Here is a 20777-nt window from a genome sequence, read left to right as displayed (position 1 = left end):
TGCTCAGATGAAGGTAAAACCCTCAGTAAAACCTATATGTGCCAAATGTAAGGTCATCAGGAGAAAGGGTAGAGTTATGGTCATATGTGAGAACCCAAAGCATAAGCAAAGGCAGGGTAATTAAGGAGGTAGAGTTATGGCAAGGATAGCTGGTGTAGACTTACCCGATCATAAGAAACTAGAGGTAGCGCTGACCTACATCTATGGTATAGGCTGGTCAAGAGCTAGAGAGATTTGTCAAAAGACTGGAATACCCTGCACGAAAAGAGTGGGGGAACTTTCTCCCGAGGAGCTAAACACCATAAGGAAGTTCATAGAACAGAACTACAAGGTAGAGGGTGACCTCAGGCGTGAAGTGCAGATGAACATAAAGAAGCTCATAGATATGGGATGTTACAGAGGCATAAGGCATGCAAAAGGCCTCCCTGTAAGAGGTCAGCAGACTAGAACAAACGCGAGGACTAGAAAGGGTAAGAGAAAGACCGTAGGCGGCACTAAGAAGAAAATAGTAAAGTAAGGAGGTAAAGTATGGCTAAAAAGCAAAAGAAGCAGAAGAGAACAGTAACCAAGGGTATAGTGCATATACTTAGCACCTTCAACAACACCATTGTTACAGTCACCGATGAGCAAGGAAACACATTAGTTTGGGAAAGCGGTGGTACTGTAGGATTTAAGGGCACCAGGAAAAGCACCCCTTATGCAGCACAACTCGCTGCACAAAAGGCCATGAAAAGAGCCATACAAGAGTATGGTCTCCAGGAGGTAGAAGTTAGGATAAAAGGTGCTGGTGCTGGAAGAGAGTCTGCTCTTAGAGCTGTCTTTGCCTCAGGTGTGAAGGTAAACGTGATAAGAGACATAACGCCCATACCTCATAACGGTTGTAGACCACCCGCCAAGAGGAGGGTCTGATATGGGAAGATACATAGGACCTTGGTCTAGACTAGACAGAAGGTTTGGCGTCATAGTATCTGGGAAGAAAAGCGCCGGTAGGATACTCTCAAGAAGGAACTTCCCGCCTGGACAGCACGGAAGGTTAAAAGGCAGAAGGAGGAAGCTTACAGAGTACGGTCTGCGCCTTATGGAGAAGCAGAAGCTCAAATTCCTCTACGGCGGCCTTAGAGAGAAACAGTTCAAAAGATACTTTGAAGAAGCTTCTAGGGCAAAAGGAAACACAGGCCAGGTTCTCCTACAGCTACTGGAAAGAAGGCTGGATAACGTAGTCTACAGGCTCGGTTTTGCCTCCACAAGAAGACAGGCAAGGCAGTGGATAGTTCATGGGCACTTCCTCGTGAACGGAAAGAAGGTAAACATACCCTCTTACCGTGTTGAAGTGGGGGACGTGATAGAGGTAAAGCCATCCTCTAGGGACATCCCTCAGCTCTTGGAGAATTTAGAGAACATAGATCCAAGGAGCATACCACCATGGCTTGAGCTCGACAAGGAAAACTTTAGAGGCAAGGTCATAGACCTACCCAAGGACGTACAGCTCGAAATTCCTATAAACCTGCAGTACATTATAGAGTTCTACTCGAGGGTCTGATGGAGGTACAGTATGAGAGAGTTTCTCTATCCTTCTAAGATTTACTGGGAAGAGCAGACAAAAACTTATGGCAGGTTTGTTGTAGAACCTTTAGAAAGGGGCTTTGGTACCACCATAGGCAACTCCCTTAGACGTACGCTCCTTTCTTCCATCCAAGGAACGGCCATTACTGGAGTAAAGATATACGGTTGCTACCACGAATTTTCTCCTATAGAAGGTGTTATGGAAGATGCTCTGGAAGTCATAGCAAACCTCAAGAAAGTCCTCTTTGTACTTCATGAAGGTTCTGTGGAAACTCTGTACCTCAAGAAGAAGGGTCCTGGAGAAGTGTACGCAAAGGACTTTTCACTGCCACCAAACGTAAGCATCCTGAACCCAGACCAGAAGATTGCTACCATCACCGATCCAGAAAAAGAGCTCAACATAGAGGTACGTATAGAAAACGGTTTTGGTTATCTACCCACAGAGGAGATGGAAGTCATAGGTGAGGTAGGATGGATACTCGTGGACGCAGACTTTAGCCCCGTAAAACAGGTTGCCTTCAGGATAGAAAAAACCAGGGTAGGAAAGAGAAGCGATTATGACAGGCTCATAATGGAAGTGTGGACAAAGGGAACAAAGACACCCGAAGAGGTGGTAAAAGAGGCAGTAAGCATACTTGTTAATCACTTTAGCAAGTTAGAGAAGATATCCTATGAGTATCCAAGGGTAGAAGAACCGGTAGTATCCGTAGATGAGCTCGCCGAGAAGCTATCGTTGCCTGTGGAAGAACTCGATATATCTCAAAGGGCCCTTAACTCCATAAAGAAGATGGGTATAACCACGATAGGAGAACTAGTGGTTCTCACAGAAGAGGATCTTAAGAGTACGAAGAACGTAGGTAGAAAGGCAATAAACGAAATAAAAGAAGCTCTTAGAAAGATGGGGCTATACCTTGGTATGGAGGTAGGAAGACCATGAGGCACAAGGTTAAGAAGAAACACTTTGATAGGACAAAGGAACAGAGGTTAGCTCTCTACAGATCTCTTGCTAGAGCTTTGATACTGGAAGAAAGGATAGAGACATCTTTACAGAGAGCAAAAGCTGTAAGGTCTTTTGTCGAAAAGCTTGTAACCCTTGGCAAAAGGGGAGACCTTGCAGCAAGAAGAAGAGCTTTGGCACTCTTGCCAGACAAGAAAGCTGTAAAGAAACTCTTTGAAGATATAGCTCCCAGGTATGAGAATAGGAACGGTGGTTATACCAGAATAATAAAACTTCCTCACAGACGAATAGGCGATTCCTGTGAGCTTGCCATACTTGAGTTTGTAGAATGAGGGGGCTTTTTTCCCTCCTCGTTAACCTACTTATCATCCTCGTCATCCTGCATGCCATAGGCTCGTGGATACCTGCAGTCAGAGAGAGTAAATTTTACGAAAGTCTAGACAGGCTCCTCTCTCCATTTCTGGATCCTATAAGGAAGCTTATACCACCCTACAACGGGCTTGACTTCTCCCCTGCTGTACTTTTATTCATCCTCTACCTTGTAAAGATAGCTTTCAAACTTTGAAGGAAAGGCTTGATAAGCTTCTTGTAGAGCTTGGCTACGCACCCACTAGGGAAAAGGCACAAGCTTTGATAATGGCTGGTCTCGTTCTGGTGGATGGTAAGGTAGTGGACAAACCAGGGCATCAGGTAAAAAGAGAACAGAGGATAGAAGTAAAAGAACCCATCAAGTACGTTTCCCGGGGTGGTTACAAGTTAGAACACGCGCTCGAGAACTTTGGCTTGGACGTTCACAAAATGGTGGCTTTGGATGTAGGTTCCTCTACGGGTGGATTTACTGATTGTCTTTTGCAAAGGGGTGTAGATAAAGTCTACGCGGTGGACGTAGGTAAAGGTCAGATGGACCCAAAGCTAAGACAGGATCCACGGGTAATCCTGTACGAAGAGACGGACATAAGAGAAGTAACTCAGGAGCACATACCGGAGAAGGTAGACATAGCCGTTGTGGACGTATCCTTTATCTCGGCTACAAAGGTCCTTCCTCACGTGGTACCTTTTCTCAAGGAGGAAGGACTTCTGCTCGTTTTGGTAAAACCTCAGTTTGAAGTAGGGCCTAAGTTTGTAAAGAAGGGAGTGGTAAAAGACAGAGAGGCTAAAAGACAAGCTATAATCAAGGTTGTAAACTTTATAAGAGAGCTTGGCTATAAAATAGGGGGAATAATAAAGTCGAAACCTAAAGGCTCAAAAGGGAATGAAGAGTTTTTTGTGCTTGCCGGTAGAAGTATTCCAGAAGTGGAAGATATAAATAAGGAGGTAGACCGTGCCCTTGAACAAGTTGTTTGAAGGTTCAAGCATAAGAGGTACGGCCGGGGTGTATCCTCTCACGGCAGAAAATCTCTTAAGGGTTGGACTCGCTCTGTGTATACTTATGGTTATAGAAGAAAGAGAGCCGCTCATGTGTGTAAACGAGCTAAACTTTTGCACCATGTCCCTGGCGGTTGGTTTTATGAACGGTGGCGGTGACGTTATTGTAGGCACACAAGATTGCTCACTCAACGTTATATACAAACAAGAAGAGAACTTTCAAGAGCTAGTCTTTATAGGACTTTCTGAAGAAGATAAACTAAAGCTTGAATCAATACTCTATAGTAGGTATAATATGCCTAAGAAGGAGGGAAACCAGGTAGGAAGATTATGGATACAAGAGAGCAGGCCTTAAAACTGTCCCATGAGGTAGTAAAGGATCTTATAGATTGTGGTACTAAGATAGATGAGTACTACAGGCGCTTTAGAGAGTTGAGAGTATTGGAAGACAGTCTTTCTTTCCAAGCAGCCTTGTTGAACTTAGAGCATGCCTTTTTTATGGTAGTACAATCCATGATAGTCCTTAAAGATCAGATCGGTAACTTACAGATAGCTGCTAGAAAAGAGGAGATCTACTGATGGGTATAAGCTTTCTCCTTTTTGATAAGGAAAGAAAATACTCTTCTACCTTAGGAGATATACTTACTATCACTGGACATAAACTGCTTATAGCCCTCGAAGAAGATAAGGCTTACGAACTTCTGAAGATAATGCCTGTAGATGTATTCTTAGCAGATATTAAATACCTAAATTTCTGGGTTGAGCTTTTAAAACAAAATTACTACTTATTTCCTATATTCTTTGCAGAAAGCTACGACAGACTAGAAGATCTAAAGAAATTTGGCCTTTCGGATTATAACATAGCTGTTGTACCCTTTAATCCCCTTGACTTTCTTGCTAAGGTCCTTCACCTTGTAAGAAAAGATCTTTTCTTAATGGAAGATAGAGGTCCTATGAACGAACTTCTAGATGTAATGAGAAGAGATTTATCTACAGCTTTTGAAATCAGTGCAAAGGGTAAAAGTTGTAAGGTTTACATAAAAGATGGAAAGATAAAAGGCTTTAGCTGCAATCCAGAAGTATTAAGAGATCTGTTTCAAAGTCAAGAGTATATTATGGAATTCTTTCCATACGAAGAAGACGTCAAGTTGGAAACATACGTAAAAAACAATTCGGAGTTTTTTAGTCTTATTTTTGCTCCTGAAGAAGTCCATAAAGAAGCTCCACAAGTTCAGGCTGTTGTCCCTGTGAAAGAAGACCTGAATCAGGCTGTTGTATTAGCAGACGATGCCCTCTATTGGGTAGGTAATGTTAGATACGATTCCCTCCTTCAAAGGAATGCCTACCTTAGGGTATACAAAAAGGAGAATGTGAGCTTTGCTATGCTTTATGGTTGTAGTAATCCTACGGATTATTCAACCCTTAGACTTAAGATAGAAAGCGTTATAGGCCCTGTGGAGCTTCTAAAGGCGGTAGTTGTGTTTGGTAATAGGCCTGAGGATTACGTAAATGCTTTCAATCTTCTCAGGGATAATCCAAGGCTTTACATAATAACAAGCGTAAACTTTATAAATGATTTCCTTTCACTTGGAGTACCCGTTAATAGGATCAGGTTTATAGAAAGCTTTGTAGACGGCCGCGTTAAGCTGTCAACTGGAGATGTACTTAGATTCATAAAGATATCCTATGTACCAGACAAAGGGAGTTTTGTCGTTTATGAGGAAAATACAGGCTTTCTATTTACGGGAGAGCTATTTAGTTCTTACGCTAGCGCAGAAGACTTTTCTCTATCGCAGGATCCAGAAAAGGAGATGCTTCTTATGTTTAATGCTTCTCACTTACCTTGTACTTCCTCTCTGAGAAACGCTCTTTCTATTCTTAAAAAATTACATATAAAAAGGGTTTTCCCCAAGATGGGGAATCCTGTAAGCAGCGAAGGATTACAGGCGATCATGGATATGCTCCTGAACATGCCTGTAGGGTCAGACAGGATTCTTCAAAAGACAGATATGGATCAAAGGCAACTGTTCCAAGAGCTTATACAGATATACAAAAATAGCATGTCCGCAGAGGACTTTAAGGAATTTCTAGAAAGTCTCAACGACTTGGTTTATGTATCGGACGATGGAGTCTTAGAAGAGGTTTATGTAAGCGAAGGAGAACTTGTAGATCTACTAATATCTAAATCCTTGGAGCAAAAGGTGCCTCCGAACCTTTTAAAGGAACTTCTCTTAACAGCTTTTAGGAAAGGTTCAAAAACCGTATAAGCTACAGTTTTAGCAAGTAGTCAGCTTTATTTTCCGCATCCCTTGCTATATCTATAAGCCGCTCTACTGGTATGCCAAGTAAACGCTCTAACTCTTCTAGTTCGTATCCTTTCAAGTCATACATCTTTTCTTCTAACAACGTAGCTGCGTATAGAAGGTTTTTTAGAAGTGTATTCTTTCCAGTAAATCCATCTATTATCGCATGGTCAACTTTAACTTCTTTTAGAAAATCTATCTTATCCACACCCAATATTTGGTCTATAAGAGAGAAGAGTCCCATAAGGTATGCCTCAGAGTAATAGTTAGGAGCTATCATTCCCGTCAATTCTGAAGCTATTATAGCTCTTATTAGAGATTTTCTCCAGAGCTCTGGATTCTCTATACTCATATAGTCGTTTATTGAAAGTACTAAAAGGAGATTCTTGAGATTCTTAAGACCGAGCATAGCACAGGCCTGCTCTATACTCTTTATCTCGCTGACGGGTGAAAAGTATGCTGAATTCACCAACCTTAGAATCTTAGCCGACATACCTACATCTGTAGCTATAACCTGGGCTATTTCCTTAGTGCTTTGTGCTGTATGTACCATAGCTAGCAGTTTTAAGAGAGTACTCTTAAGATAAGGTGCAGTATGAAACTCCTTTATCACATAAGGTCTATCTAAATAATTCCCCTGGAAAAAATCAGCTTTTATTTCTTTAGCTTTTTTGTACTCATCCTCCGATTCTATCATGGTAATCAAAACTCTTTTGTTATTTGCTTTACTAAAATGTAATACATTTTCATCTATATACTTAACACTCATCGATAAGATATCTACAAGATTTGCAAGTTCCTTATAGCGGTCTTCTTTAAAGACCCACGGACTGGAGATAAACAAAACACCTTGCTCCTTCATGTTATTTATAACTTTTATAGTTTGCTTATAGACCACATCACCTACAAACACCTGAGGTTCTAGTATATCTATTATAAGGTGTTGATAATCCAACGAACTAAGGGTCTTATTGATTATGGAATCTAAGGCCACATTTATAATAACCTTTTTCCCTTCTCCTATTCTGGCAAATCCGTATTCAAACAACAATTCTACTATGATAAAAGTTGCTCTGTTGTAGGGTACTTCCTTTGGGTATTCGTTTATATTCTCTTTTTTCCTCAGGTAGACTTCAAAGGCTACAACGCTACCCTTTTTATCAAATACGGGTTGTTTTGCTATCAGAAAGCTCATGTATGGCCTCCCTCAACTCGGGATAGAGGGGGAACTGTTCACACAGACTTATAACTTCTTGTCTCACTTCCTCTATCACCTTCTGGTCGTCTATGTTTTTTATGACCCTTGATATGAGTCTTGCTATTATTCTCATCTCATCTTCTTTCATACCCCTTGTGGTCATGGCGGGTGTGCCTATCCTGATGCCGCTTGTCTTCGTGGGTGGTAGTGGGTCAAAAGGAACAGCGTTCTTGTTCACCGTTATGTTAGCCTTCCCTAACGCCTCTTCTACTTGCTTACCTGTGAGGCCTGTATTTCTAAGGTCTACAAGGACTATATGACTATCTGTGCCACCGGAGACTATCTTGAAGCCTTCCCTCATAAGCTCTTCGGCAAGAGCCTGTGCATTTTTAACCACCTGTTTTGCATAATCCTTAAACTCCTCGGACATGGCTTCCTTGAAAGCAACGGCCTTTGCAGCTATCACATGCATGAGGGGGCCACCCTGTATACCTGGAAACACGGACTTGTCTATGTCCTTGGCAAACTCCTGCTTGCAGAGTATAAAACCTCCTCTTGGACCCCTCAGGGTTTTGTGTGTGGTAGATGTTACAAAATGCGCGTATGGTACTGGATTTGGATAGACCCCGCCGGCCACGAGACCTGCGTAGTGGGCCATGTCTACCATAAATAGAGCTCCTACCTCGTCGGCTATATCTCTGAACTTTGCCCAGTCTATTACCCTTGGGTATGCTGAAGCTCCAGCTACGATGAGCTTGGGCTTGTGTTCCTTTGCTAGTTTGTAGACTTGATCGTAGTCTATGAGCTCTGTTTCTGGGTTAAGGCCATAGTATACTGCGTTGTATACCTTTCCTGAAAAGTTTACCTTTGCACCATGGGTCAGGTGCCCACCATGTGCCAGGTCCATACCAAGGATAGTGTCACCAGGCTTTAGCACGGCCATGTAGACAGCCATGTTTGCTTGGCTTCCCGAGTGTGGTTGCACGTTGGCGTGTTCAGCTCCATAAAGGGCTTTAACCCTTTCTATGGCTAAGCTTTCTGCTATGTCTACAAACTCACATCCGCCGTAGTACCTTTTTCCAGGAAGACCTTCCGCGTACTTGTTGGTGAGCACTGATCCTTGTGCTTCCATCACAGCCAGTGATGTGTAGTTTTCGGAGGCTATGAGCTCAAGATGGTAAAACTGCCTTTCGTACTCCTTTACTACAGCCTGGAAGATTTCCTTATCCACCTGGTAAAGATGTCTCATGGTGGTAAAAATTTTAACGCACCTTTGAGCTTTTGTATGGGACTGGTATGTACTGAACTGATGGAACTTGAGAGCCCACAGGTTGTGGATAGAGTTCCATGAGCATGTAGACCTCTTCTGGAACGTCTGTAGACACATTCAGCCCCAACTTCTTAAGGTGTTCCACGGTTAGAGGATAGTCATGAGTGTACTTTCCAGTGGCCAGCTCCTCTGCTATCCGCTCTGCCCTTTGATGATCCATTCCGTTCTGGGTAAGAAGCCACACAAGGTATTCCTTCATCTGGTTTATGGCCTTTGAAGCCACGTCCGCTAGTATTAGAGTTTGATCATCCATATCCTTTGGTTCCTTCATCTCCAGGACCTTAAGTATGGAGGCAGCCGGCATGTTACCTATCTGTGGATCCACAGGTCCTAAGACAGCATTGTGATCCATTATTATCTCATCCGCTGCTAGGGCTATAAGAGTTCCACCGGACATGGCGTAATGGGGTATTATAACCCTCACAGGTCCCTTATGCCTTACAAGCGCGTTGGCTATCTGTGTGGCCGCCAGAGCAAGACCCCCAGGGGTATGCACTATGAGGTCTATGGGCATGTCCTCTGGGGTCATCCTTATGGCCCTTAGTACTTCCTCCGAGTCCTCGATGTCTATAAACCTAAACATGGGTATGCCAAAAAAGCCCAAGCTTTCCTGTCTGTGTATCAGGGTTATTACCCTGCTGTTTCTCTTCTTTTCTATCTGGCTTATCATCTCCTCCCTTGCTTTGTTAAGAGCATATCTTTTCAAGAAAGGAAGCATAAAGAACATAAAGAGGAAGAAGAACCACAGGATATTAAATAGGTAAGCAAAGGGGTTAACGTAAGGTTCCATAGCATTTCCTCCTAAACCATTCTATCGTCCTCAAAAGGCCTTCTTCCAGGTCAACCTTTGGTTCCCATCCTAACAACCTTCTTGCTTTGCTTATGTCCGGACACCTCCTCCTCGGGTCGTCAACCCTACCTTCTGTATAGGTAATCCTAGACTTACTTCCTGTGAGCATTATTATAATCTCGGCGAGCTGTTTTATGGTAACCTCCTGAGGGTTTCCTAGGTTTACCACTTCTCCTACAAGGCCTTCCTCCACAGAAAGCTTGTAAAGCCCTTCTACCATATCTGAGATGTAGCAGAAGCTTCTAGTCTGGGAACCGTCCGAGTGGATGGTAATGTCTTTACCCTCCAGAGCCTGCTGTATGAAAGTGGGGATAACCCTTCCATCCCCTATTCTCATACGTTCCCCATACGTGTTGAATATCCTGGCTATCCTGACATCAAGGGAGTGTTCTCTGTGATAGGCCATACACATAGCTTCGGAAAACCTCTTGGCCTCATCGTACACACTTCTAGGACCTATGGGGTTTACGTTTCCCCAGTAGTCTTCTCTTTGCGGATGCACCAGTGGATCCCCGTAGACTTCAGAGGATGAGGCAAACACATACCTGGCTCTTTTTAACTTGGCAAGGCCTAGGGAGTTCAAAGTCCCTAGAGAGTTAACTTTCATAGTGTGTATAGGGTTGTTCAGGTAATCCACAGGGGAGGCAGGACAGGCCAGATGAACCACTAAATCAATAGGGCCATCTACGTATAAGAAGTTGACCACGTTGTAGTGTATAAACTTAAACCTTGGGTGCCCAAAGAGGTGGGCTATGTTGTCGGGAGAGCCTGTTAGGAAGTTGTCAAGACCTATGACTTCATGACCTTCATCTAAAAACTTCTCACACAGATGAGAGCCTATAAACCCCGCAACACCTGTTATTAAAACCCTCATCAGTCCAAGATCAATTTTAAACCTTGGGACTCTTTGAGAGCTTGGATGTGCTCTTCTTTTGTTATCCTCCTTGAAAGCTCTGGATACTCAAAAGCTTTGTACGCAGGATAATACTGACTCATCACATTCACCGCTATCCTACTGTCTAAACTCCTTATGAAGTCCATGCACTCCTTGGTACCAGCTATGTTGTTGGGAAGCACCAAGTGTCTAACAAGTAGCCCCCTTACTGCTATACCCCTTTCGTCTATCACCAAGGAACCTACCTGTCTGTACATCTCCTTTATGGCTTCTTTGGCCACATCAAAGTAGTTCTTTACCTTGGAATACTTCCTTCCCATCTGATTGTCAGAGTACTTTATGTCTGCAAGGTATATGTCCACGATACCTTCCAGAAGCCTAAGAGATTCCAACGAGTCAAAGGAGGATGTGTTATAAACTATGGGAATCCTTAAGCCCTTCCTTACTGCTACGTAGATGGCCTTTATTATCTGCGGGACCACGTGAGAGGGTGTCACAAGGTTTATGTTATGACAGCCCATACGTTGAAGGTTCAGGAACATATCTGCCAGCTGTTCTTCATCCACCTCTCTACCTTCTCCGAGTTGGCTTATCTGGTAGTTCTGACAGTAAACACACTTAAGGTTGCAGTTGGAGAAAAACACAGTACCGCTACCCTTGTAACCTCTGATGGGCCTTTCTTCACCTAGGTGAGGGAAATAGCAGTCTACTACCGCGTACCTACCCGTGTTGCATACACCCTTCTCCCCTTTAAGCCTGTTTACTCCGCAGTTGTGTGGGCAAACTCTACAGTTTTCCAGCATACTGAAGGCCTTTTCTATACGCTTATGCCACTCTTCCTCCGATAGGTTCAAGTAGGACAGCATGCCCATACAGATAAAATTAGTATGGGGGATTGGATATGGTTAGGGTGCTTGTGTACTTGTTGGTCTTGTTTGTCTTTTCTCTCGGCAATGAGATGAAGCTTATAAGGATCAAAAAGGATGTTTACATGGTTAGAGGCTTGGATGCTCTGCCTTCTGTGGAGAACAGGGGTTTTATCTCTAATGCATACGCAGTCCTTACAAAGGAAGGATGGGTGGTCATAGATGCTCTTTCGACACCTGAACTTTCCAAGGAGTTTATCCAAAGGTTACAAAAGGTCAAGAAACTTCCTGTAAGGTACATTATAGTCACCCACTACCATCCTGACCACTACTTTGGCACCAAAACCTATAGGGATATAGGAGCCAAGCTGATAGCCCACAAGAAGATGCTTGAGATGTATGACTCTGGTGAGTTAAACAGCTACATAAACACTATAAAAGAACGTTTCCCTAAACTCTATGACAGTGTGGTAGTGGTAAAGCCAGACCTAGTGGTAGACACAGAGACCATCTTGAAGGTAGGACAGAAGACCTTCCTCATAAGGGCAGTGGCACCAGCTCACACCAACAATGACATAGTGATTTACATGCCTGAAGATAAGATACTCTTCGCTGGAGACTTGGTTTACGAGAAGAGGATACCCTTCATGGGTGATGCTGGAGCAAACTCCAAAAACTGGGAGAAGGTTCTGAAAGAGCTCAAGAGCTTAGACACTCAGGTCATACTCGGTGGACACAACATGCCTATGGATAAGTCAGCCATAGATTACACACTGGGCTACATAACCTACCTAAGAGAGAACATAAAAAAGTTAAAGGAAAAGGGTATGTTCTTGGATGAGATAAAGCAAACCTTAAAAGAAAGCCCTTACAAAAACCATGTTATGTACGATACCTTTCACAACGCCAACGTGAGCAAGGTTTACATGGAATTGGATCTTGAAGAGTGAACTATGCTCTTTGTTCTCCTTTTTAACCTTTCATTGCTCGTCTTTCGCCTGCTTTACATCCTTTACTATCCTCTTGATCTAACTCCAGAAGAAGCTCAATACTGGGACTGGTCAAGACATTTGGACCTTAGCTACTACTCCAAACCCCCTATGGTAGCCTACCTTAACTTTCTAAGTACAAAGCTTTTGGGTAACACAGAGCTGGCTGTCAGGATCTGGCCAGTGATGTTTTCCTTCTTACTTTCCATACTCACCTACAGGTTTATCCGAAAGCTCTATGACGAAAAGACTGCTATAGTAGCCTCGACCCTCCCCCAACTCAGCGTTGGCCTTTCTATCAACTCCATACTCATGACCACAGACGCGCCCTTTATCTTCTTCTGGAGCTTGTCTGTTATCATCTTGTACTTTGCTTTTGAGAAGAATACCACTTTCCTCTGGCTTTTGGTAGGCCTTACCTCAGGCCTTACCTTCTTGAGTAAGTATACGGCTGTATTCCTTTTGCCGTGCTCTTTGCTGTACGCATACTTTGTAAAAAAGCACATCCTGAGGGACTCAAGGCCATACCTTGCCCTAGCTGTAGCCTTTATGTTGTCCAGCCCCGTTTTGTACTGGAACTACATCCACGGATTCGTGTCCTTTAAACATGTGTCTACCCTTGCCACAAAAGGTTCTGGGCTCTTTAACGTGGAGAACATATTGGAATTTCTTGGTGGACAGGCACTGCTTACGTCCCTAATTCCATTTTTCTTCATGCTATGGGGTTGGTTAAAAGCTTACAAGGATCAAAAGCTTTTCTTTTTCTTTAGCTATTCCTTCCCAGTGTTTGTCTTCTTCATGCTTCTAGCTGTTAAAAAACGAGTAGAGGCCAACTGGACTGGTTTTGCATACTTTGCTGGCTTTATCCTAGCATCCTACTTTATCGCAAGGAATACCAGATGGATTCTTCCTTCCTATGTTCTTTCTAGTGTCCTGTTTGTGCTGATCCACTTTACTCCAATCCTGGACAAGCTTGGTCTAACTAGGCTACTACCACCTGAGAATGATCCTGTAAAGGTGGGGATAGGCTGGAAAGCCTTAGGGCTGGAGGTAAGCAAGATGTACACGGGAAGGGAGCTTGTCTTCTCACCACAGTATCAAATCTCTGCAGAGCTTGCCTTTTACGTTAAAGGGAATCCAAGGACTTACTGCATAAACCTGGGCAGGCGCATGAACCAGTATGATCTCTGGAGAAAGGGTATGGAAGAATACATAGGAAAAGATGCCATATTCGTTGACATGGCCCCTGTGGATGGAAGGGTCCTAAAGGCCTTTGAAGGTATAATAGAGGAAAGGACTCTTCCGGTAGTCTGGAGGGGTAAGGTAGTAAAGACCTTTTACATATACAAGCTGAGGAACTACAGGGGTGGTATTGAGGAAGCTATACCCGCAGGCTATTAGGTGGTTTCTGAGCCTTTACACAGCAGGCTTTCTTCTGTACCATTCTCTTCCTGTGGCATACTTTCCAGTGATAAATTACTCAGCCAGCCCAGAGGCTCCACTTCTGAACTACAAAAGATGCAGCTTTGTGGCCGGTGTAAAAACATATGAAAACTGGCACCTTGGAAACCCAAAAAAGCTAAAGACCATATTGCAGCAGAGAGGTGTAGACTTTTATATGGATGTCCAGAAGGGTGTAAGCTACAAAGATTTTGTCCCCTTTAAACTCCTCTCCTACCTGACCTTTGAGTACGCTCCAAAGGTACTCTTAGGAAAGACACCTTCTGACCTGTACTCTCTGGAGTACGGAAGATGTTCCATACTTCTCTCCGACATGCCCATAATCTTTTCCTTCTTAGGGTGGGACTTTCCTTCTTACTCCTTCATACTTGGAAGTAGGAGAAATGTCTACTACTCGGAAGTATGTCAACCCTCTGAGGAAGCTATAGAAGAAGCCTTTCCATCCACCACAGACAGACGTGTGGATGTGTACGTTTTCTCTAAGAAGGGCTTTTACTTTAACAACTCTACTATTAAGGAAGAATCCTTCCTCGTAGCAAACGTGCCAAAAGAAAAGGTCCTCATGGTCCTGGAGAAAGACGACAAGGTGCTAGGAGTTTTCCAACAGACAAACATTAAGGAACCTATAGTCTCCAAAGGAAACTACAGACTAACCATATACACTTACGAGTTTAGATTTTGGAACTTTTACTTTGGACTTAGGTTTTTGTCATGTTTTAACTTATACATGATCTAAATCCTTGTATTTGTGTTTTTGAATGTCTATGCTATACATCAACATGAGGGATAAGACAAAGTTATGGTTAACGGGCGCTTTGCTATGGATTGTGGTGATGTTTAGTTTTATGGCAGGTTTTTTAGGCATGATGTTCTCGGAAAAGAACAGAGAGCATTTTGTACACATGCTTAAGAACATAAGGAACGAACCACCTTTTCCTGTACCCAAGAAAAATGCAGATAGATGAAAAGGGTCTTATAGTACTTGCCTCCTCAAGGGTCTTTGAGATAGTGGAAGTGTTTCTGGCCATAGGTTTGATGCTCAAAGGTGTAGCCATAAGGTACGTGATCTTGATAATAGGCATAGCCCTTACCTTCTTTATGGTTTCTATCTTCGGTTTTTTTATGAAGCTCTTTCCTTTGGGTTTCTCTTTCGTATGGGACTCCCTTGGGTTTTCCCTCACCCTATTGGTAGCTTATTACTCCTTAAGACGGATGAGGTTGGAACCCCCACCCCTTCCCAAAGGGTGTAGATGTGCTGTGTGTTCTGCCTTCATAAGAGAGGATCATGCCTTTGCGGCGTTAAAGTCTGGTAGTATTATCCTCTTCTTCGACTCTGAGGAGCACATGAAGAGCTTCTTGGAAAACTTTGAGGAATACAAAAAGCTAAGGGGACTAAGGATTGAAAGGGTTGAGTGGGTATACTCAAGAGCTTTGGGCAAGTGGCTTTCTCTTGAAGAGTACCAAAGGTTATAATTGTTAGTCTAACCCTAGCCTGGAGGTTTGTTATGAAGACCCTTGCCTATGGTTTTCCAAAGCTTGGAGAGAAAAGGGAGTTTAAAAGCCTACTAGAGAACTTTTGGAAAGGAGCCATGACCGAGGAGGATTTAACCAAGGGTATAGAAAACTTAGAACTGTGGAGGGCAGGACTTTACTCCAAGTACGTGGATCTATATCCATCGGGTGAGATGTCTCTCTACGACTTTATGCTGGACATGGCCGTGACCGTGGGCAACATCCCCTCAAGGTTCGGTCAGTACTCGGGACTGTCTACTTACTTTGAGATGGCCAGGGGCAAAAGTGCCCTTGAAATGACCAAGTACTTTAACACCAACTACCACTATCTCGTACCAGAGCTTGAAGGTAAAGAGTTCCAGATATTGGAAAACCTACCCCTAAGGTGGTATACATTCCTAAAGGGTAAAGGCTTTGACCCGATCCCAAGGCTTATAGCTCCCTTCACTTTCCTAAAGCTCTCTAAGGCATACATGCGTGTGGAAGGACCTTTACCCATGTACGAGATGGACAAGTTAAGCAAAAGAGAGGACTACGAGAAGTATCTTCCCTCCCTTATTAGGGTCTACAGGGAGCTTTTTGAGTCTCTAAAGTTGGCAGGGGCTCACACTGTCATCCTTGAAGACCCAGCTCTAGTGTTTGAACTGGATGGTTGGGAATGGGACATAGTAGAGGAGACATACAGATCCTTGCAGGGTATCCTTGACGTTTACCTTATCACCTACTACGACAGCGTGTCTGATTACAAAAGATACGTGTCTTTGCCCGTCAGAGCGCTGGGTTTTGACCTTGTTTCCAACTCGGAGAACCTGCAAAACCTTATGAAGGAAGGTTTTCCAAAGGATAAAGCGCTTATAGCCGGTGTAGTTAACGGAAGGCAAGTCTGGAGGACAAACCTTAAGGATAAGCTAAAACTCCTTGAAGACCTCTCAAAGCTGTCCCAGGAGCTAGTCATATCCAACTCTTGCCCTCTCTTTCATCTGCCTGTAACCATAGAACCCGAAGATGCACTTCCAGAGGGTCTAAAAGAAAGGCTATCCTTCGCAAAGGAAAAACTCAGAGAGCTCAAGGTACTAAAGGAGGCCTTCCTGGGTGAAGAACAGGCCCTTAAGGAAGTGGAAGACATAGATGCCCTTCTGTCACAAGCTTTCGGTAGGTCCGAGGAAGTACAAAGAAGGCTAGCCTCTCTCACAGATAAGGACTTTCAGAGGGATCTTCCCTACAAGGAGAGGGTAAAAATCCAAAGGCAGATACTAAACTTACCACTCTTCCCTACCACAACCATCGGATCCTTCCCGCAGACGCAGGAAGTCAGGAGCATGCGTACAGCATACAGGAACGGGAAGATCTCCGAAGAGGAGTACAAGAAGTTCATAAGGGAACAAATACAGCACGTCATCAAGATTCAGGAAGAGATAGGGCTTGATGTGTTAGTCCATGGAGAGTTCGAAAGGACAGACATGGTAGAGTTCTTCGCAGAAAAACTAGAAGGTATCGCCACCACTAAACACGGATGGGTCCTCTCTTACGGTTCAAGGGTATACAGACCCCCTATCATTTACGGAGACGTAGCAAGGCCAAAACCTATGACCTTGGAGGAGATAACCTACGCTCAGTCCTTGACAGAAAAACCTGTAAAGGGCATGCTTACAGGTCCCGTAACTATACTCACCTGGAGTTACTACAGGGAAGACGTTCCCAAGAAGGAGATAGCATACCAGATAGCTCTTGCCTTGCTCGACGAGGTGAAGGATCTGGAGGAAGCAGGTATAAAGGTAATACAGATAGATGAACCTGCCTTCAGGGAAGGCGCGCCCATAAAGAGGAAACATTGGGAAGAGTACTTTGACTGGGCCATAAAGGCCTTCAGACTGTGCTCCAGGGCAAAGCCCGAGACCCAGATCCACACCCATATGTGCTACTCAGAGTTTAATGAGATAGTCCCTTACATTTACCAAATGGACTTTGACGTTATATCCATAGAGGCTTCCAGGAGCAAGGGCGAGATAATAAAGGCCTTTGAAGAGTTTAAAGAGTGGGACAGGCAGATAGGTATAGGCGTCTACGACATACACTCACCTGCTATACCATCAGAAGAGGAGATAAGGACCATCTTAGAGAGGGCTATGCGGGTACTGGATAAAGAACTCCTGTGGGTCAACCCAGACTGTGGTCTCAAGACAAGAAGATGGGAAGAGGTCATCCCAGCCCTTAAGAACATGGTAAAGGTGGCTAAAGACTTAAGGGAGGAGCTTGTAAAGGCATGAGCAGGGATGAGCTTCTTATAAACACCATAAGGTTTTTAAGCGTTGACATGGTAGAAAAGGCCAAGTCTGGCCACCCTGGTATGCCCCTTGGTGCCTCCCACATAGCCTACCTCATATACGACCGGTTTATGAGGTTCAACCCAAAAGATCCTAAGTGGTTAAACAGGGATAGGTTTGTTCTGTCTGCCGGTCATGCCAGCGCCATGCTCTATTCTCTTCTCTTCGTGATGGGTTATGATGTGAGCTTGGATGACCTTAAGGCCTTCAGGCAGTTAAACAGCATAACGCCTGGTCATCCAGAGAGCTTTCTAACGCCTGGTGTGGAAGCCACTACAGGACCCTTGGGTCAAGGTATAGGAAACGCGGTAGGTATGGCTCTGGCCGAAAGGTATCTCTCCTCTTACTTCAACAGAGAAGGCTTCCCTATAATAGATCACTACACCTTTGCCTTAGTTAGTGACGGAGACTTGATGGAAGGAGTTTCCTGCGAAGTAGGTGAGCTAGCTGGCCACTGGAGGTTGAATAAACTCATAGTAATATGGGACAACAACAGGGTTTCCATAGATGGTCCTACATCTTTGGCCTGGTCCGAGGACGTGCTCAAGAGGTTTGAAGCCTTCGGTTGGTACGTGGATGAGGTAGAAGACGGATACAACCTAGATCTTTTGGAGAAGGCTATACGTAAGGCCATAGAGCAAGGACAAAAGCCAGCCTTTATATCTGTAAGGACTCATCTAGCGTACGGTAGCCCCAAGGAGGATGATGCTTCCGCTCACGGTGCACCGTTGGGTAAGGAGGTCGTCCTTGAGACCAAAAGACGCTTTGGGTGGCCAGAAGAAGAGTTTTATGTTCCTCAGGAAGTCTACTCCTACAGGCAGGAGAAGATAGAAAAAGGCAAAAGGCTTCAGTCTGAGTGGGAGCAAACCTTCAAAAGGTATCAAGAAGCCTATCCTGAGTTAGCCAAGGAACTCCTGAAAGCTCTAAACAAGGAATGGATTGACCCTTTGGACAGCATGGAACCTTTTAAAGAGCCACTTGCCACAAGGCAAGCAAGTCACAGAGTGTTGAACTTCATAGCCAAACACAATCCCACTATGGTAGGCGGTTCTGCAGACCTTACCGAATCCACAGGAGCACACATAAAGGATTCGAAAGCCTTCTCACATGAGAACCCTACAGGTAGAAACATTCACTTTGGCGTGAGAGAGCACGCCATGGGTACCATCCTAAACGGCATGGCTTACCACGGTGGTATACTCCCCTTTGGTGGAACTTTCCTAGTCTTCTCGGACTACATGAGGCCCTCCATAAGGATGGCAGCCATGTCCCAGCTGCAGGTTATCTACATATTCACCCATGATTCCATAGGCCTTGGCGAAGATGGTCCTACCCATCAGCCCGTGGAGCACATATCCTCCCTCAGGCTTATACCCAACCTATGGGTGATAAGACCGGCAGACGCCAATGAGGTCATCTATGCTTATAGACTAGCATTAAGCAGAAAGGATGGACCTACAGCTCTCATACTCACAAGGCAGAAACTCCCTCTCATAGACAGAACTAGGTATGCCCATCCTAGTGGAGTGCTCAAGGGGGCTTACATCTTAGCAGACTCCGAGGACCCTCAGGTAATCCTTATAGCCAGCGGTTCAGAAGTACATCCCACCCTGAAAGCGTGGGAGAGGTTGACCTCCATGGGGATAAAGGCAAGGGTCGTTAACATGGTGAGCTTTGAAGTCTTTGAACTCCAACCTAAAGAGTACAAAGATCAAATCCTTCCGAAGGGTGTAAAGAAGGTAGCTATAGAGGCAGCTAGAGGTATGTGCTGGCATAAGTACGTGGGTGAGGATGGCCTTATCATCTCCATGGAGACCTTCGGCAAGTCTGCACCGGGTGATGTGCTCATGGAGTACTTTGGCTTCACCGAGCAGAACATAGTGAACTCGGTTCAAAGTTGGATAAAATAATAGTTATATAAGGAGAGGTGGCCGAGTGGTCGAAGGCGCAGCACTGGAAATGCTGTGTAGGGTTAACAGCCCTACCGCGGGTTCGAATCCCGCCCTCTCCGTAAGCTTAACTTACCTTCTGTAGTATCTCTTCTAGCTTTGTAAGGTGCTCCCAGGGTAGCTCCTCTTTACCAAAGTGTCCATATACAGCCGTCTTCTTGTAGATGGGATTCCTAAGCTTTAAAAAGTCTATTATTCCTTTGGGTGTTAGAGGGAACACGCTTCTTAGAATCTCCTTTATCCTTTCCTTGGGTATCCTCTCGGTGTTGAAGGTCTCTACGTCAAAGGCTATAGGTTCTGGAACTCCAAAGGCATAAGCTATTTGTACTAGGCACCTCTTGGCCAGACCGCTTGCTACTACATGTTTTGCCATACACCTGGCCATGTAGGAGGCGGATCTGTCCGTCTTGGAAGGGTCTTTCCCAGAGAAGGCACTGCCACCCGAATAGGCTACATCACCGTAAGCATCCGAAACTATCTTCCTTCCTGTCTGTCCTACGTCGGCAGCAGGTCCACCCATCACAAACCTTCCTGATGGGTTAACAAGATAACGGGTGTTGGCCCTTATGTACTGACTTGGTATGACTTTTTTGATAGCTTCCTCTACTATGAACTCCCTAAGCCTTTCCACAGATATGTCAGGATCATGCTGGCAGAAAACCACCACGTCCTTGACGTAAGAAGGTACTCCGTCCTCGTAAACGCATGTGATGAGAACCTTTCCATCGGGTCTTAAAAAGTTGGACCTTCCAAACTTTCTTAAGTCCGCTATCTTCTTTGATAGCTTGTGTGCCAGGCTTATAGGTAAGGGCATCAGTTCTTTGGTTTCATCGCACGCATACCCAACAACTATGGCCGTGTCCCCTGCACCTTCTGAAGAAAGTCCTAGCACTATCTCGGGACTCTGCTCCTCTATGGAGACTATGACGGCAGAGCTATCGGCATCAAAGCCATACTCTGGCCTGTTGTATCCCACCTCCTTTATACAGCTTCTGACTGTACCTGGTATATCTACGTAGGACTCTGTGGAGACATGCCCAGCTACGAAGGTCATACCCGCTATTATGGAGACCTCCAGGGACACTCTGCTGTATGGATCCTTCCTTATGAACTCGTCAAGCAAGGCATCTGCTATTAGGTCCGCCAGCTTATCGGGATGACCCTCCGTGGGAGATTCTGCCATCTTTATGCATTCCATGTTTATGATTATACAT

Annotated in this window: 24 protein-coding genes and 1 tRNA gene; 19 read left to right on the top strand and 6 right to left on the bottom strand. The window is 44.5% G+C overall.

The genetic code is table 11. The features are described 5' to 3' along the window. Window positions 1-7: 7 nt before the first annotated feature. The 11 genes from rpmJ to B5444_RS04010 are packed head-to-tail and all read left to right on the top strand — an operon-like array spanning window position 8 to window position 6153. Window positions 8-124 (top strand): 50S ribosomal protein L36, encoded by a 117-nt coding sequence (rpmJ, locus tag B5444_RS04060; RefSeq protein ID WP_079653960.1) that lies wholly within the window; start codon window positions 8-10, stop codon window positions 122-124. Between the two features lie 12 nt (window positions 125-136). Further along, complete coding sequence (rpsM, locus tag B5444_RS04055) at window positions 137-517, top strand: 30S ribosomal protein S13 (protein WP_079653959.1); 381 nt, start codon at window positions 137-139, stop codon at window positions 515-517. A gap of 11 nt (window positions 518-528) precedes the next feature. Next, window positions 529-909, top strand: a complete 381-nt coding sequence (gene rpsK, locus B5444_RS04050; protein WP_079653958.1) for a 30S ribosomal protein S11 — start codon at window positions 529-531, stop codon at window positions 907-909. 1 nt (window position 910) lies between these two features. Next, a complete protein-coding gene (gene rpsD, locus B5444_RS04045; RefSeq protein ID WP_079653957.1) occupies window positions 911-1540 on the top strand; it encodes a 30S ribosomal protein S4 in 630 nt (209 codons plus the stop codon). A gap of 12 nt (window positions 1541-1552) precedes the next feature. After that, a complete protein-coding gene (locus B5444_RS04040; RefSeq protein ID WP_079653956.1) occupies window positions 1553-2500 on the top strand; it encodes a DNA-directed RNA polymerase subunit alpha in 948 nt (315 codons plus the stop codon). Further along, entirely contained in the window at window positions 2497-2853 is a 357-nt protein-coding gene (gene rplQ, locus B5444_RS04035; protein ID WP_079653955.1) for a 50S ribosomal protein L17, read from the top strand. The genes B5444_RS04040 and rplQ overlap by 4 nt, the downstream gene beginning before the upstream one ends. Then, window positions 2850-3086, top strand: coding sequence for a YggT family protein (locus tag B5444_RS04030; protein WP_079653954.1), 237 nt, complete (start codon window positions 2850-2852; stop codon window positions 3084-3086). The genes rplQ and B5444_RS04030 overlap by 4 nt, the downstream gene beginning before the upstream one ends. Further along, a complete protein-coding gene (locus B5444_RS04025; RefSeq protein WP_079653953.1) occupies window positions 3083-3865 on the top strand; it encodes a TlyA family RNA methyltransferase in 783 nt (260 codons plus the stop codon). Before B5444_RS04030 ends, B5444_RS04025 begins: the two co-directional genes overlap by 4 nt. Then, complete coding sequence (locus B5444_RS04020; protein WP_079653952.1) at window positions 3843-4241, top strand: hypothetical protein; 399 nt, start codon at window positions 3843-3845, stop codon at window positions 4239-4241. The genes B5444_RS04025 and B5444_RS04020 overlap by 23 nt, the downstream gene beginning before the upstream one ends. Then, complete coding sequence (locus B5444_RS04015) at window positions 4217-4465, top strand: hypothetical protein (RefSeq protein ID WP_079653951.1); 249 nt, start codon at window positions 4217-4219, stop codon at window positions 4463-4465. Before B5444_RS04020 ends, B5444_RS04015 begins: the two co-directional genes overlap by 25 nt. Then, a complete protein-coding gene (locus B5444_RS04010) occupies window positions 4465-6153 on the top strand; it encodes an oxygen-binding di-iron domain-containing protein (protein WP_079653950.1) in 1689 nt (562 codons plus the stop codon). The genes B5444_RS04015 and B5444_RS04010 overlap by 1 nt, the downstream gene beginning before the upstream one ends. A gap of 1 nt (window position 6154) precedes the next feature. Here B5444_RS04010 and B5444_RS04005 read toward each other — a convergent pair whose 3' ends face one another. From B5444_RS04005 to B5444_RS03985, 5 genes are read right to left on the bottom strand one after another with little or no spacing between them, the layout of a single operon-like run. Then, complete coding sequence (locus tag B5444_RS04005; RefSeq protein ID WP_079653949.1) at window positions 6155-7384, bottom strand: EAL and HDOD domain-containing protein; 1230 nt, start codon at window positions 7382-7384, stop codon at window positions 6155-6157. After that, window positions 7350-8636 carry a serine hydroxymethyltransferase gene (locus tag B5444_RS04000; RefSeq protein WP_079653948.1) on the bottom strand — a complete coding sequence of 429 codons (1287 nt, stop codon included), beginning with the start codon at window positions 8634-8636 and terminating at the stop codon, window positions 7350-7352. The genes B5444_RS04005 and B5444_RS04000 overlap by 35 nt, the downstream gene beginning before the upstream one ends. A 13-nt stretch (window positions 8637-8649) precedes the next feature. Further along, window positions 8650-9507, bottom strand: coding sequence for an SDH family Clp fold serine proteinase (locus B5444_RS03995; protein ID WP_079653947.1), 858 nt, complete (start codon window positions 9505-9507; stop codon window positions 8650-8652). Continuing rightward, the gene (locus B5444_RS03990; protein ID WP_079653946.1) at window positions 9491-10441 is read right to left on the bottom strand and encodes a UDP-glucuronic acid decarboxylase family protein; all 951 of its coding nucleotides are present in this window, start codon (window positions 10439-10441) and stop codon (window positions 9491-9493) included. Before B5444_RS03990 ends, B5444_RS03995 begins: the two co-directional genes overlap by 17 nt. Then, the gene (locus B5444_RS03985) at window positions 10441-11328 is read right to left on the bottom strand and encodes a radical SAM protein (RefSeq protein ID WP_231967070.1); all 888 of its coding nucleotides are present in this window, start codon (window positions 11326-11328) and stop codon (window positions 10441-10443) included. The genes B5444_RS03990 and B5444_RS03985 overlap by 1 nt, the downstream gene beginning before the upstream one ends. 35 nt (window positions 11329-11363) lie before the next feature. Between B5444_RS03985 and B5444_RS03980 the strand changes: the two genes are divergently transcribed. From B5444_RS03980 to B5444_RS03945, 8 genes are all read left to right on the top strand, one after another. Further along, complete coding sequence (locus B5444_RS03980; RefSeq protein ID WP_079653944.1) at window positions 11364-12278, top strand: MBL fold metallo-hydrolase; 915 nt, start codon at window positions 11364-11366, stop codon at window positions 12276-12278. Between the two features lie 3 nt (window positions 12279-12281). After that, a complete protein-coding gene (locus B5444_RS03975; RefSeq protein ID WP_079653943.1) occupies window positions 12282-13718 on the top strand; it encodes a glycosyltransferase family 39 protein in 1437 nt (478 codons plus the stop codon). Continuing rightward, a complete protein-coding gene (locus B5444_RS03970; RefSeq protein WP_172838426.1) occupies window positions 13684-14514 on the top strand; it encodes a hypothetical protein in 831 nt (276 codons plus the stop codon). The genes B5444_RS03975 and B5444_RS03970 overlap by 35 nt, the downstream gene beginning before the upstream one ends. Before the next feature lie 97 nt (window positions 14515-14611). After that, window positions 14612-14743: a hypothetical protein gene (locus tag B5444_RS07810; protein ID WP_269456706.1), complete on the top strand. Its 132-nt coding sequence runs from the start codon at window positions 14612-14614 to the stop codon at window positions 14741-14743. Continuing rightward, window positions 14730-15251: a hypothetical protein gene (locus B5444_RS03960; RefSeq protein ID WP_079653941.1), complete on the top strand. Its 522-nt coding sequence runs from the start codon at window positions 14730-14732 to the stop codon at window positions 15249-15251. The genes B5444_RS07810 and B5444_RS03960 overlap by 14 nt, the downstream gene beginning before the upstream one ends. Before the next feature lie 32 nt (window positions 15252-15283). Next, window positions 15284-17557 carry a 5-methyltetrahydropteroyltriglutamate--homocysteine S-methyltransferase gene (metE, locus tag B5444_RS03955; protein WP_079653940.1) on the top strand — a complete coding sequence of 758 codons (2274 nt, stop codon included), beginning with the start codon at window positions 15284-15286 and terminating at the stop codon, window positions 17555-17557. Further along, a complete protein-coding gene (tkt, locus tag B5444_RS03950; protein ID WP_079653939.1) occupies window positions 17554-19524 on the top strand; it encodes a transketolase in 1971 nt (656 codons plus the stop codon). Before metE ends, tkt begins: the two co-directional genes overlap by 4 nt. Window positions 19525-19535: 11 nt before the next feature. After that, window positions 19536-19625, top strand: a tRNA-Ser gene (locus B5444_RS03945). Window positions 19626-19630: 5 nt separating this feature from the next. On the opposite strand, the gene metK is transcribed toward B5444_RS03945, so the two are convergent. Further along, window positions 19631-20761 carry a methionine adenosyltransferase gene (gene metK, locus B5444_RS03940; RefSeq protein WP_079653938.1) on the bottom strand — a complete coding sequence of 377 codons (1131 nt, stop codon included), beginning with the start codon at window positions 20759-20761 and terminating at the stop codon, window positions 19631-19633. Between the last annotated feature and the right edge of the window lie 16 nt (window positions 20762-20777).

The sequence above is a fragment of the Thermocrinis minervae genome (genome assembly GCF_900142435.1).
Classification (GTDB): Bacteria; Aquificota; Aquificia; order Aquificales; family Aquificaceae; genus Thermocrinis_A; species Thermocrinis_A minervae.
This window is presented reverse-complemented; position numbering and strand designations above follow the sequence as displayed.